General features: G+C 29.9%; 10 protein-coding genes and 3 pseudogenes. All 13 read right to left on the minus strand.

All coding sequences use genetic code 11. The features are described from left to right. Positions 1-205: AMP-binding protein (locus AC1DMU_RS25525; RefSeq protein ID WP_476941637.1), on the minus strand; the 205-nt coding region annotated here is incomplete at its 3' end. A gap of 378 nt (positions 206-583) precedes the next feature. Further along, entirely contained in the window at positions 584-1,843 is a 1,260-nt protein-coding gene (locus AC1DMU_RS25530) for an MFS transporter (protein ID WP_097891355.1), read from the minus strand. A 9-nt stretch (positions 1,844-1,852) separates the two neighbouring features. Next, positions 1,853-2,776, minus strand: a complete 924-nt coding sequence (locus tag AC1DMU_RS25535; RefSeq protein ID WP_476941602.1) for an aKG-HExxH-type peptide beta-hydroxylase — start codon at positions 2,774-2,776, stop codon at positions 1,853-1,855. A gap of 37 nt (positions 2,777-2,813) precedes the next feature. After that, a complete protein-coding gene (locus tag AC1DMU_RS25540; protein ID WP_098215793.1) occupies positions 2,814-3,911 on the minus strand; it encodes a ThiF family adenylyltransferase in 1,098 nt (365 codons plus the stop codon). A gap of 1,043 nt (positions 3,912-4,954) precedes the next feature. Continuing rightward, the gene (locus AC1DMU_RS25545) at positions 4,955-5,113 is read right to left on the minus strand and encodes a hypothetical protein (RefSeq protein WP_476941603.1); all 159 of its coding nucleotides are present in this window, start codon (positions 5,111-5,113) and stop codon (positions 4,955-4,957) included. A gap of 373 nt (positions 5,114-5,486) precedes the next feature. Next, positions 5,487-5,677: pseudogene (locus AC1DMU_RS25550) on the minus strand (DnaD domain-containing protein); the annotation flags it as partial. Between the two features lie 264 nt (positions 5,678-5,941). After that, a pseudogene (locus tag AC1DMU_RS25555) lies at positions 5,942-6,088 on the minus strand (JAB domain-containing protein); the annotation flags it as partial. Between the two features lie 146 nt (positions 6,089-6,234). Continuing rightward, the gene (gene ltrA, locus AC1DMU_RS25560; protein WP_476941604.1) at positions 6,235-8,148 is read right to left on the minus strand and encodes a group II intron reverse transcriptase/maturase; all 1,914 of its coding nucleotides are present in this window, start codon (positions 8,146-8,148) and stop codon (positions 6,235-6,237) included. A 188-nt stretch (positions 8,149-8,336) separates the two neighbouring features. Then, positions 8,337-8,516, minus strand: a complete 180-nt coding sequence (locus AC1DMU_RS25565) for a hypothetical protein (protein ID WP_000858402.1) — start codon at positions 8,514-8,516, stop codon at positions 8,337-8,339. Between the two features lie 347 nt (positions 8,517-8,863). Then, positions 8,864-9,181, minus strand: a pseudogene (locus AC1DMU_RS25570) (JAB domain-containing protein); the annotation flags it as partial. 432 nt (positions 9,182-9,613) lie between these two features. Then, positions 9,614-10,828, minus strand: a complete 1,215-nt coding sequence (locus AC1DMU_RS25575; RefSeq protein ID WP_476941605.1) for a hypothetical protein — start codon at positions 10,826-10,828, stop codon at positions 9,614-9,616. A 320-nt stretch (positions 10,829-11,148) separates the two neighbouring features. After that, positions 11,149-11,646, minus strand: a complete 498-nt coding sequence (locus tag AC1DMU_RS25580; RefSeq protein WP_476941606.1) for a hypothetical protein — start codon at positions 11,644-11,646, stop codon at positions 11,149-11,151. Between the two features lie 597 nt (positions 11,647-12,243). After that, entirely contained in the window at positions 12,244-14,007 is a 1,764-nt protein-coding gene (locus AC1DMU_RS25585) for a DUF262 domain-containing protein (RefSeq protein ID WP_476941607.1), read from the minus strand. Between the last annotated feature and the right edge of the window lie 682 nt (positions 14,008-14,689).

The raw sequence follows: 14,689 nt of genomic DNA on the forward strand, positions 1-14,689 counted from the left end.
CCCCTACCATACTTTCAGGTCCTACGTTTCGTTTCTGTAGATAAAAAGCTAATTGATTTACTTTTTCATTTAATTCCTTATAAGTTAACTGTTGTTCTTTATATACCAACGCAACAGAATTCGGATTCTGAATCACTTGCTGTTCAAATAATTTTTGAACAGCATGTTCTGATTTATCAGTAAATTTAAGGTTAATATTCATTATATCGCTCCTTTAATATCATATTTAGCAGTAATCATAGTACTCATATATCTTGATTTACTCTTTCTTAAAATCTAGAATATTATCAATAGATATATAAAACAGGATTAGGTTCCGAAAATTTGATTATTTAATTTATTATCTTCATTAAACGGGTAATTGTTATATTTCTAAACATTAGGGTTAATTTTATCCACCCTTAATACGGTTTATTTCACCGACTAATCAAAATTTTTATATCGCATTTAAAAAATTAATGAACATAAAAACTTTTAGAAAATCCTAAAGGTTTTTATGTTCACTATTAATTTTATTACCCATAGCAATCATTAATTTTTTAGGGTATACACTTAAATATAAAAAATATTATTACTTACAAAATCATGCTTCTGTAATAGAGCTATTATTTACTTGATCGTTTTTAACATATAAAAATTTATTCATAAGTAGTGAAACAATAACTGGCAAAATACCAATAACAAACAAAGTAAACATAAATGTTGTATTAGCAAATAACCAACCAACTAAAAATGAACCTATTCCCATACCACCTATAATTAAAACATCAATAGCTGCAAATACTCTTCCCGAAGCATTGTCAGGAGTCTCTTCCTGAATAATAGTCATAATAGGTGCTTCCGGCAACATAGTAAAAATACCTATAAATAAAACTGCTAAATATGCTACGAAAACATGATTTATTCCACCACAAATAATACAAGCAATAAAAGAACCTAATACGCTTATCCAAATTATAAAAGTAAGATTTTTCTTACCAAAGTGTCCACCTAATAAAGTTCCGATAACACACCCTAATCCATTAATCGCTAAATAATATCCCGTACCTGAACCTTCTTGTCCAGTTATATCAGCAAGATATGGAACAAAAACAAAGACTGATCCAACAACTATATGAATAAAGCATAAAATAATAGAGACAGAAAAAATCTTTTTATTGAATAAAATAAATTTAAATCCCTCTACAATATTATTTAGAGAATCTGAAATTTTAACCTTTTGTTCAGTTTGCAACAATCCATCAAAATTTTGATTGATAGATTTTGGTATAAAACACACTAAAACTAAACAAATTAAATATACTAGAACATTAATTAAAAACGCCCAAAATAAATCGTTTAAACCAACCAATACGCCTCCAATAATAGGAGCTATCATAAGAGAAATTGTACCTAATGAAGTCGTAAGTGTATTCATTGCTAATAATGAATCCTTATCAACTAATTTTTTACCAATTGTTAATCTAATAGGGTAATCTATAGTTCCTACAAACACCTGAATTAAGGAAACTAGAAGAAACACATATAAAGAATTAATTTTTAAGAAAGAAAATATAATAAGCATTGTCATAGATAGTACATTTAAAAGATTTATAAAAATAATTATTTTTTTCCTCGGAAATCTATCAATTATATAACCAGATATGGGTGAAAAAAGTATATATGGAATTTGTCTTGTAAGACCAAATATCGCAACTCCTGTAGTTCCAAATTGCTGATAAATCAAAGCGGTCATTGCAACTACATAATTCCAATTCGCAATACTTGTTAAGAAACCGGAATATAAAAAACTTTGAAAACCGGGAAAATGAAACGTTTGCTTCAAATACTTAAATAAGTTCATAAACTCTCCTTAAGAATAAATTAATAAAAACTCGCTCAATTCTTGTTTAATTTCATCAAAAAAGATTTTCCCTAAATTAGAAAACTCAGCTTCGTTTTCTAAAATCTCCACACCTTTTTCCAATCTCAAAATAAATTCTTTTTCCAAGTTATCCATTGTTATTTTTTCCTCTTCAGATAAAACAACTTCAGATTCTTTTATTTTAGAAAATACTTTTAAAACTCTCCATAACACATATGTAGCATGTAACGTACCATTTAACCAACGTTTATCTTCTCTTAAAGGAGAATCTGCTTTTTTAGTTAAATTTTCAATCATTCTTCCAAATGTTTGTTTAACCATTAATGCTTGATGTCCACTTTCATGTATTAAAACATCAACAAAATTCATAGCATTCCAACCTGGTTTATTTTTCAAAAATATTGCCCCAAATGAATATGCTCCAGTAGCCGAAGTAAAATTATCACCATTAGAATCAATCACAACAATCTTTTTTGATAATAATTTTATTTGTTTATAAGCTTCTGGCCAAGCCTTTTCAATAATACTTAAAGCTCTATTAATTAATTCACATTCTTCTGTAGTTGGAACATTCATTTTCAACACAATTTCTCTATTTAAATCTTTTGAATTACTTTCAGATAAAATATCAAGTGAACGACTAACCCAATCATTATCATTTATAGAATTAAACCATGACTTATCTTGTTCTGAGATAGCAAGATTTTCCTTTAAAAGCTCAACATTTTCAGGATCACGATAAATTGACCAAGCCATAGCTGGATGGTATTTTAACTCATCTGAAAAATTTATTTCATACTTACTTAATAATTCTTTATATGTATCTAAAAGGGCTAATAAAAATTCATTTGCTTCATATTTCAACTTAGATTCCTCTAGAGTAATAGTAAATATGTCTTCTATTCTTTCCATTAATTAAACATCTCCTATCAAATATTAGATTAATAAATTATATAGAACACGATTCACATAATTCATTTTTCAACACATCCTCTGTTCTTACAATATCACCTGTTTTAAAAGTTAAAACTTTATTTTTAGTTAAAGGCTCATATGTACCTGTTAACCAAGAAAACCATTCTAAAAACTGATAATGTGATGATAATGTAATTCCTGAAACAACAGAAGGATACTTTCTTCCTCGTTTCTTTTGCATCCCAATAATTAAATCCTCATAATCACTTTTGTCTAAATTTTGTCTTATATATTCTTCATAGCATGTAAAACAAGCTGTTTCTTCTGGTATAAATAATGGACCAATCTGTTGAGCAAAGCTTCCTATATAAGGAATTTTTAACTTTATACACGCTTCATTTACCCACCTATTCAATATAAATCTTGGTTCATCAGCTTCTACAAAAATAAAATCAAGACCATCAGCAAACGAATAAACATCTTCTAAATTTTCAACATAACTATTAATACATTCCACATTAACATCTCTATTAAATGAATTTATTCTCTTTTTAATAATTTCGGCTTTAAATTCACCAATTTGATTTTCATCATAAAAAATTTGCCTAACTAAATTCGAGGATTCAATTTTATCTCCATCCATTAATTTAAGATAACCAACACCAGTAGCTCCAAGCATCATTGCTAATAAGCTACCTGTTCCTCCCATGCCTATAATCCCAACTTTGGCATTTCTAATTTTTTCAAAAGCTTCCCAGGGATTATTTTTTAAATCCGGAAAATTTTCAAACAAATCAATTAAAGTAAAATACCGATCATATTGTTCATTAGAAAGCCATTCTGGAACCTTTCTTTTATTACATTCAACTACAATTCCATTTTCAGAAAATGTCTCTAATATTTCCTCAATTTCTACTTCTGTTATATCATAATTTTCCAATCTTAATTCATTAACAATTTGCTTTATATTTTTAGTGCCATCACACTTTTCAAGTAAACATTCAAGTATAGATTCTGCTTTTTCAATTCTCATATGACGCCCCATATGACTGTTTAGAAATATATCTCCATTCGACAGTTTTATAGGCTCAATTGACGATGATACTATAGGGAATTCAATTTGTTTTTTCATTATAGTAACCTCTCTAAAATAAAGTATTGAAAATCTATATAATATATAAACTAAATATTATTCATATTTTGAATCAAAAAATCAGTAAAGGGGCCTAATGTAAATAGGCCCAATTACTATTTTGAATTAAGCGCGTGGCTCGCCAAGTGAAGATGTTAATTCTTCAGCTTTAATGTTAACTTTAACTTTAACTTTTTTCATGATTATCAACTCCTTGTTATGTAATAAAACCTAAATTGTAATAATATACAACACTTAGATTAAGCACGTGGCTCGCCAAGTGAAGATGTTAACTCTTCAGCTTTAATGTTAACTTTAACTTTAACTTTTTCCATGATTATCAACTCCTTTTCTTGTTTTTTAAAAATTATGTTTGCATAATTTTCATACTTGGATTAAGCGCGTGGCTCGCCAAGTGAAGATGTTAATTCTTCAGCTTTAATGTTAACTTTAACTTTAACTTTTTCCATGATTATCAACTCCTTTTCTTGTACTCAAAAAATTATGTTTGCATAATTTCTACACTTGGATTAAGCGCGTGGCTCGCCAAGTGAAGATGTTAATTCTTCAGCTTTAATGTTAACTTTAACTTTAACTTTTTCCATGATTATCAACTCCTTTTCTTGTTTTTAAAAATTATGTTGTCATAATTTCCACACTTGGATTAAGCACGTGGCTCGCCAAGTGAAGATGTTAATTCTTCAGCTTTAATGTTAATTTTAACTTTAACTTTTTCCATGATTATCAACTCCTTTTCTTGTACTCAAAAGCTTATGTTGTAATAATATTCCACACTCGTTCGTTTGTAAATATAAAATATTCAAAAAATTCTTTATTTTAACTTTATAAATACTTTTCTGAATTTACAGAAAAGTATTTATAAAGTTACAGTATGCTATGTGCTTAGATATATTAATATGGGATTTACATGAAGAAATAAATGGTTTTTAAAAATATGAAGAATTGAAACATTAGTCAACCAACTAAATGTATAAACCTTTCAAACAAACAACGGCAGTAAACGAACATTCAAAACTTCCTATTTATAAACCCATCTTTTCAAAATCCATAGTAGATAATTTGTTTTTGGGATTATCAAAATATTTTTGCATTGATTTGGGTTTTATCAAATTTTTCTTCTGCCTGCCAATTGCTTGTTTGGCATGATTATGTAGCTCTTCGACAGATTGCCACACCTTCAATACAATCACTCCTTCAACTTTGGAATCTGATGAAGCTTTTTATGTGTCTAAAGCTAAAAATGCAAATTGAATCTCTTAATATAAGCCTTTTCAAAATCAAATATTGTTAGTTGCTCAGGCATTATAATCACTCCAAACCCTTACTTTTTATTTTTCAGCTTGATCATAGACTAGTAAAATTGCTTACTGGGGTTTCCGTTTAAATATTTTCAAAATGTTCCCTACAGAAATACCAAATTTCCACATCTCTCGAAAATCATTAATCTATTGGATACTCCACCCATGATTAAATTTCTCTCGCATAATATAATCTACTTCCATTTGACTTAAGCTTCTTTTCGATATTTAGCTAATACTTGTTCTAAACGTTTACGTTTACCTTAGGCGCATTCTTTTGTAAAGCTATTTCCATTGCCTTGAGAACAAGTTGTGAATTTAAATCTTCAATCCCCGTATTATTCCCTTCAGCCACAAATGGTTTACTAACTCCAAAGTTTGCTCGTTGAATGCTATTGGGTTTTCTTCTACTACTTTTCTATCACTTGAGCAACTTACTGCTTCTTTTCCCTTCATATCAAAAACCTTTAAGCTAATTTTGCTCGCTTTAGATTAGAGTTACCTTGTTAGGTTATTAGGCATAGATCCTTTTTTTCTTATCCTATATTTCTGACCTTTTAATCTGTCCATTTCCACGAATCACATATTATGAATTCATTTATAAATCACACTTACAAATAAAAAAATAAGAAGATCCATGCGAATAAACGCTTTAGAATCTTCCTATTCCTCCTTATACACCCTTAAAAATAGTTGGCTTATTGCTTTGTATTAGATAATCCCCTTTTTCAATAAACTTACATAACTATTATCCCCAATGATGACATGATCTAGTAGAGGGATACCGATAATAATTCCACACTCCTTTAATCTCTTAGTTACTTCAACATCTTCATGAGACTCCATACTATGTCCTGATGATAGCAATAGGTAAGACTTTGAAGTTATCTCCATCTTTTCCCCTGCTCCACACCGTGCATGCAACTTTCATCGCACACGGCATTCCATCGTTTGCCTTCTATTTCATTTTCCTCAATCTACTTAGTTTAATTTGAATCCCTAATTTACTTGATTATTTCATTCCCAATTAACAACCTTAGTTTATTCAACTTTATAAGTTGTTCCTCATTTAATTTAAGAAATTCAAGATATCTTTGAATTGTTTCTGTATCTGTGGCATGGATTAGCCGGTGAACATCTCTAGTAATTAGTACTAAGTTGGAATATCTATCGTCCTTTGTTTCACTCCATAATTTTTTATGGTGGCAATCCATTTCCGTAAGAATCAATTCTTCCCCTGTTACTGCACATTTTCCATTTTGGGCTATAAACAGCGATATTCGATTGTCATTAAACTCAATTGTTACTCGTTCGTTTATGATAGGATGTTCCCTAATCCATTGAACTTGCCAGTTTGGAACTGACTTTTGTTCTCGATGCATTAGTTCCCGTCCTTCTTTGGTGAATTTATTAGCACCATTTTTGGGCATTAACGCTGTTTTCGTTTTAATAAACCCAATTGGAATGAGGGGATATCCATTAATATATCTTGTCATCTTTGATTTCAAATAAGGTTTAATGCCTTTATCTTTGATTGGATAATTGGTTGTTTTTCTTAATGAGAATTGCTTTAGTCGATGACGTTCTACTTGTGTTAGTTGATATTGTATTGGCATCAGACTATCGTTTACTTGCGTTGCGATTTGATAGTAATTATGAATGCCAATGACCATGCTATTGTAGATTCGAATGTTTTTGATTAATTCATTTTCGTTGGGAGCTTTTTGCATGAGTTTGATTTGGTCTTTAAGTTGCTTTTTAATCCTCTTTCGTGCTTTTTCTGCTATATGTGATTGACAGACGTATTTTCTACGTCCAAAACGATTATATCCTTTTCGTTCCATTTTCAGTTGAAAACCGAGAAAATCGCTGCTTTTCTTTTTCAGATTTGTAATTTGAGATTTCTCTTCAGAAATAGAAAGGCTTAACCGTTCCTCTAGCCACATCTTACTTGCTATGAAAATCTTTTCCGCATTTAATCGTGTTGTAGTGAAAATTTTAAAATCATCTGAGTAACGGACAATATACATTTCTTTTAATGTAGATGTTTCTCTAAGTTGTTTATAGCGATAATCGCGTCTATACAATCCTGTTTTCTTATTAAAATGGTCATTAATCGTTCGACACTTTTTACTTTCCCATTGGTTTGCAATCCACCAATCAAATTCATTTAAAGTGATATTCGCCAATAGAGGGGAAAGTATTCCACCTTGCGGTGTCCCTTTTGTTGGATGTACGATTTCTCCATTTGGTAAAACAATAGGTGCTTTTAACATTTTACGTATAATCACAAGTAATTGTTTATCACGAATACCCATTGTCCAAATTTGTCGCATAAGCTTTGAATGTTTCACTTCATCAAAGAAACCTTTAATGTCTATGTCCACTACATATTGCATTTTATTATTGTTTATTCGTCCATTACATGCGGATATTGCATTTTCAGCTGATTTTGTCGGCCTAAACCCATAACTATATTTATAAAAATCAGCTTCACATATAGGTTCCAGTACTTGTAGAATACATTGTTGTGCAATTCTATCCCACATAGATGGAATACCTAATGGTCTAGTTTTTCCATTAGATTTTGGAATTTCCACACGTTTTACTTTTCGAGGATTATACTGTTTAAATCTTTTCTTCACAATTCCAATAAACTCATGGGTTCCAAGCTCTTCAACGTCCTTTATCGTAACTTCATCGACTCCAGGCGTGGCACTTCCGTTATTCCGTTTAATATTTCGATAGGCGAGTAGAATGTTGTTGTCTGAAGTAATGATTGACATGAGGTTTTTAAATTTTTGTTTGTCCTTACTTTTTGCATAAAGTTCATCGAAGGTTTCAGTCATGCCATAATACTCAGCATGGCGTAACCTTGTATTTTTCATTCTAGGGATCTTCTTAAAGTTTTCGTTCAAGATATATCACGCTCCAATCTTGGCTCGTGACCTTTTTAGTCATACGAGAATCCTTGAGATGATTGAGTTGAAATAGTTTAGGCGAAACGACTTGAGGCTATTGTTCCATTCCCATTACAGAAACTTCACCACTCCTGCCTCTACTCTCACTATCATAAAAGGAAGTTATAGATATATTCCTTTCCTCCCTACCACTTCATAGAGTGTGTACTCTCCATGTTGATAGCTTTCCACGTTCCCTTAACTCTATCTATTCTTAACTTAGGTGCTAGCTCTTGCCTGACGTCCTCTCCATCGCCTGTAACGATGCATGGAGCTTTCGAAACCACCATACTTACTCGCCCACGGAACGCACTTGAAGTTTTCATCAAGTCTACTCATTTCTAAGTAGTTCCACTTACAGACATTTCGTTCGCTAGTTCGTCAGTGTTTTACCACATTCTCACCATATTAAGTTTTTCACGACTCACGACCTATCAGTTGTACCAACCACCTCTGGTTAGCTTTCGGTTACTCATGAGTACTACGACAACTTTCAGCCGACTTCACCGAGCTTCACACCCTATTCTTATACACATTCGAATAACGCATGTCGGAGTATTAGAGTAGGCATTTCAAGGCGTTACCCTATCATTCTACCTATCGAGTTAAGAGTTCACGACTCTCTTACTTGCCATAAATGACGTTCAGACAGCGTGCGTAACCTTTTCAGTTAGGAACGTGTCGCACGATGGTTATGAAAACATACGATTGAAGATGCATTGTTTAATATTGCCGTGCGGAAGGTTTCCCTTGGATGGACTAACGATGAATCAACAGTTCCTTCGAACACGATACTACAACCAATAATTTCATTCTTTGTATTTAAGTTAAATACACCAAAAATTTCATTTGGCCTTGATTCTATATCAAATATAATCTGTGCAAAGCGTACAGCATCCGCTGGACAAGTGATTTTCTTTTTCTCAATATCATAAATACGATTACTGTCTTTTACCAATTTTACAGATTGAACCATAATCTTCTTACCCATGTCCTTCTCCTTTCGAAATAAAAAAGACGAGACTGTACCTCTCATCTTTTTTCAACTTCTTTTGTATTTTAAAATTCAAGACTCTTACTTCTTTACTACATTTCTTAAAAATTTAAGACATTCTATCACACCCTTGTTAGTTCATTACTTGTCCTATTCCTACAACGCAAAAAACCTCTCAGGAATACATTCGTATTACAAATTAGCGTATATGTTTTATACACTTCCTTGTAAGGAATCGTAAACCCGAAAGGTTTGTGGTTATTTAGGAATGATTAAAAAGGAAAAAATTTCTTTACGTTATTATAAAGTATAATGAATAATCTGTCAAATGAACGAAATACGTTTAATTGCCTGTGATTAGGTCTCTCCTCTGATAGTTACGTAATTAATTTGTAAATAGACACTAATAAGTTACTTACATTTAATTTACTACTTTTTACTATAATCTTTATTCCAAAAACGATAGAGCGAACGAAATTCATCTGTTTTAGAAATATCAATTTTCTCCTTTTTTCTCTTATCATATAGTTCATCATTCTCTATCCCAAATATTTCTCCCACCACTGGCTTTTTCCCCTCTTCATACATAATAAAATCAGGAATGAATCCCCCATAACCCTCAATTGGTAGATATGGTTTTACAAATAACTTTTTCTGATGACAGAGTTCATTATATATAACCTTTTCATAATTACTTTCAACAAATAATCCTCTTTTTGAAATTGGAATCAAACAATAATTCCCTAACGTCAATTTCCTATGATGGTATTTACTTGCCCTATATACAAATCCAGCAAGAATATATCTATCACTATGGGGTTCGCTTTTTAGCTTAATATCAAATTCTTCCCAATTAACATAAAACCCAAACTCTTGATCAAAAGCATTTTTGCAAACAACGTATCCTAAAGACTCCTTTCCTATTTCCTCGGACTTCCTTCCTCTCTCAGGAAGGTATTCCATATAAACAAAAGCCACGTCTTTTTTTACTTCTAAGCCCCTAATATTTTTACCTCTCAACATTTGTTCAAAGAACATTTTCTGTAATATTTTACTCTTATTACTCAATCTAATATCCTTTGAAACTCCAAATACATGTTGAGATACTTCATTTGAATTTGTCGGAAGTCTTCCCTTTTTACCTGTGACAATTCTTTCCCATGACATCATGTTAAGTTTGGTAGCCAATCCAAAGACAGTAGCTTCTCCTTTTTTTGTAGAGTTAGGATATTCTATATAGATCTTGGTCTTTCGTTCCTCTTCTTGCTTCACATTCTCTTTTCCTATTTTTTCTTTTGAAGGGGGTATCAACGCTTCCATTCTTACAACATGTTCCCCTTTTTCTTCATCATATTTCCACGCTTTTTCATAAGCACTGTTCCCTTCATATTGAGGGCTTCTAACACAATTAATAGAATGTTTCTTTTTTCTAGTGGCAGGATATAGATAAGGAATCTCTGTCTTGGACACCTTCATCTCAACATGGTTTAAACAAGAACAGTATAAAGAAATTATTCCCTTCTCTTGTTTTTGTTTTAGAGTATTCAGATAATAATCGTTAGCAGATTGATAACTCTTTTTTTCTAGTAACATACCTGTTTTTTTATCAAAAATTTCAAATGAACGTGATGTAATCAATTTCATATCCCCCTACTCATATATAATTCATATATCTTACATGTAATCCTATAAGAAAAAAATGTTTGATAAACGATATATACCCTCCTCTAAGTTGAGAAGTTCTACTTAGCAAACGCTCAAACCGTTCACCCTTAAATACCCTTGATTTCCCCAAAAATAAATCCTTTTATTCAAAATATTCCCTAATATTTTATCATTTTTTATGCAGTAAACCTTTTAATTACCACTTTCAATAAAACAAAAAGTATATGTATTCATATCCTTTTCTGTACTTTAAATTTCCCAACTTCAAAAATGTCACTTCTATACTTTTCAAAAATTATTTATTCGTCCTTCTCACTTATACATTCTTCTACTATGAATTTAAAAAAAAGCAATTTAGAATGTTCTTTTTTTAGCGAACTTACTGCCTTAATAGAAACAAAAGTATAAATCAATAATACGAATAAAAAGGTAATTGCTGTAATTATAACCCCATTCTGTTTAATCAACCCTTCACTAAAAAAATAATTATTCCCAAGAACAATTAGAAAGGTAGTAATAAACGGGACGATAAATTGAATCATCTTATATCCATCATATTGTTCTTCTATGCTAGATACGCGACTGAAGGTATTTTTTAAAGTCTTTTTTTCTAGTAACATTAATGCACTTGCTTCTTTTTCTAATTGTTTTTTAGAAAATAATCCTTTTTCATAATTAATTGAATGTGTTACAAACTTTCCAAAGGATTTATTATCTAAACATATTAACTTACTATCTAATTCCTCAGTTGTTAAGTCACTAAACTTAGCAATCGTCTCTTTATTTCTAAACAACACACTCCCCCCTCACTTCCTAATATTTACAAGAATTATATCATTAAGAAGATCAAAGACAAATGCGCTTACTTACTACTAATTGAACAAAAGCGTAATTTATCAGAGTAGTTTGCTTCATTGGCATTACGTCAATTCTACAAGAAGAAGGAAATGGCGAATTACCACTATCTATGAAATGACAAACGAATATGTCAAACAGTGAACTAAAGAAGCAATTTGATGATGATACATATTTTCACGGTATTGCTGAATCGCCTTCTAATAGTTTTTCCATTTATCCCATCAACACTCCACAAATACATCACAACATTTTTTATAAGAAAATTACTACGCACGAATTAATAAAATAATACAATTAATAATTTTTGTTCTATACCTAATCTACTAATTTCCTTTTCACCTGAATATAAACCCGTTTACAAATACCTATTTTACCATTTTCTGTGTTTCAAATAATTTTCGCCTCTAAAAAGGTATCTTTAAGATTTAGTAATAACCAGGAATGTAAAAAAACAGACCGATTTTTAAATCAGTCTGTTTTTAATTCAATAATACTTGATTTTATATTAAAAAATAATACGATTTAACTATTTCTTTTTATTTTACCCCAACTTTAATGACTAAATTTCGCCCTAAAACATTAGTATAATAATCTTCAGCCATTTTCTTAGCTCTTTCCTCTATTAATTCTTTAGTAAATTCATGAAGATCATCGTAATCTGTTACGAACTGTGAAACATATGAATACTTAGATTCTTCATACTTCACCCTTTTCTCTTTAAAATCTTGATTATCAATTTCATTGTTAATCTTTTCTTCTAATAAAATTAAATTTCCTATGCTTAAACTATATTTTTCATTTTTATCTTCAGAAAGTATGTGCTCGACAGAGCCATCTTGTTTTGAGATGCTCTCTTCGGAATAATATTTTTCTAAATTGTTTAGTACATACTTACTTAACATATTTGATTTATTTTTCCCCTTAGAAAACTCCAACTTAATAAACTCTTCCTCAAATTCGTTATAATTTGGAAATATTTCATCTAGCGTTTTCTTTAATTCGTCAATAATCTTATTTGCATCTTCCTTTGATTCAGCAGCATTTAATTGAATAGCAAACTTCGAATATTTAAGCTCCAACATATTAGATCTTTTTTTACACAAAGAGTTATATGCAAAATGAAAACCATGTAAATATATCAATATTTCTTTGAATTTTTTATTTTTTATTCTATCTTCATTTCGAGCATTCAACAAAGCCAATAATGCTACACGAATTTGTTTTATCTTAAAGTAATTATTAAAGTAACTTAGACACTCCGGAATAAATAACAATTCTTTTCTATTATCATAATCTTTAGTATATGGACAGACTATTTTCATATATAACTCTGCCGCTTTTTCAACATCCATTAAGAATTTTTCATATTCTTCAGGTTGTATTTCTTTAATAAATTCATTATAAAGCTGATCATCTTTTACTTTCTTATATTTTGATATCCAATAATGCCTAAAGAATGTTTGAAATTCTATTCTTACATCTCTAGAAGTCAAATTACTCTTAATTCTATTCCAAATATTATTTGCTTCATCTGTTGGTTCAATAGAATCTAAATACTTAAATATTTTATTTTTAATTAAATCTATTGAGTCTAACTGCTTTCCTTTTGCATTTAATATCTCAAAGATCGTGTTTGAACTTTTTTTATCCTTTGTAGATATACATATAATATTACTACTCAATAATTGCGTTCTAATGCCTTTTAAAATATCAATATATGGTATATTATTAAAATCATCATTGTTATGTAACTTAATTAATTGCTCTTTAATTTTCCCCTCTTTTAATATTTCATTACAATAATCATATGCTTCTTTCATTCTATCCTGCTCTTCATCTATCGATTCTAAACTACACTCTTTTTTCATCTGTATTAAATATTCAAAATAATGATTTGCTGTACTATTCTCTAAAACCTTAGATAATTCTCCATCATCATTTTCCTTCATTATGTAGTTCCACACTAAATCACCTAATTTTTGTTCTTCTATTGCATAAAAACTTTTAGCAAGAGACGACAAGAATATAGTCATAGTTGTAATTCTTTGTTGTCCATCTATTACTTCTATCGTTTTATTAGATTCATTAATATCACCAGCAAGCAATATTGTGCCGAAAAAATACTCACTACATTCTACTTTATTATCTTTTAATTCTATTCCTAAGAGTATATCGTTAACAAACTCTGACACTTCCTTAATCTCCCAAGAATAATCTCTTTGAAATCTTGGAATATAAAGTTTATTATTATTATGCCCTAACATTGCCCTTACTTGCAGATTGTTAAAATTAAAATTCATCCTATTATCTCCTTCTTGTATTATCCATATGATTTTTTGGTTATATAGTATAAAAACCCATGATTACTCTTTTATTTATTATTTAAAATTTTGATAGTTTCCCAATCTTTTTAAATAATATCCTTTGCCAAGGCATTAAAAAATTTAGTCAAAGTAATTTAATTTTAATACTACATCTCATAACACTATATTAATATATTCTTATAAACCTATAATATTTTACCATAAATTTATACATTTTTGTATTTGAAATGAGCTCGAAAATCTATACAAACTTACTTACCCTATCGTCTCTATGTATCAAAATGGCACTTAAATTTCTTTTTCAGCAATTAAAAGAATAAATACTAATTAATCTATCTTCCTTTTTATCAAAATAAATTATAACAATTTTATAAGACTACCGACTTTGTTCTTTACCTTCAGTATAATATCTTTTCTTCCTAATTATCTAAAATATCATTTTTAAATTAAACATTTTCAATAGACACAAATTCAATTTCTTTCACCTTTAATACAACTTTATTGAGTTATTTTTCTTTTTAGGTTATTATCACGCTTTATTATATAAGCTATTTTTCAGTCTCTGGCGCCACTTCACATACTATAATGACTTGAATTTAATCCTTAGCAGCTCCCTTTTTTCCAAAATCCATATTTATGCGCTACACATCAAGAACAA

The organism is Bacillus sp. 01N45 (genome assembly GCF_056399205.1).

Excerpts from the sequence above, each read along its gene's own strand:
- AC1DMU_RS25575 (WP_476941605.1), bottom strand. The coding sequence starts at position 10,828 with ATGAAATTGATTACATCACGTTCATTTGAAATTTTTGATAAAAAAACA.
- AC1DMU_RS25585 (WP_476941607.1), bottom strand. The coding sequence starts at position 14,007 with ATGAATTTTAATTTTAACAATCTGCAAGTAAGGGCAATGTTAGGGCAT.
- AC1DMU_RS25530 (WP_097891355.1), bottom strand. The coding sequence starts at position 1,843 with ATGAACTTATTTAAGTATTTGAAGCAAACGTTTCATTTTCCCGGTTTT.
- AC1DMU_RS25535 (WP_476941602.1), bottom strand. The coding sequence starts at position 2,776 with ATGGAAAGAATAGAAGACATATTTACTATTACTCTAGAGGAATCTAAG.
- AC1DMU_RS25565 (WP_000858402.1), bottom strand. The coding sequence starts at position 8,516 with ATGAAAACTTCAAGTGCGTTCCGTGGGCGAGTAAGTATGGTGGTTTCG.
- AC1DMU_RS25540 (WP_098215793.1), bottom strand. The coding sequence starts at position 3,911 with ATGAAAAAACAAATTGAATTCCCTATAGTATCATCGTCAATTGAGCCT.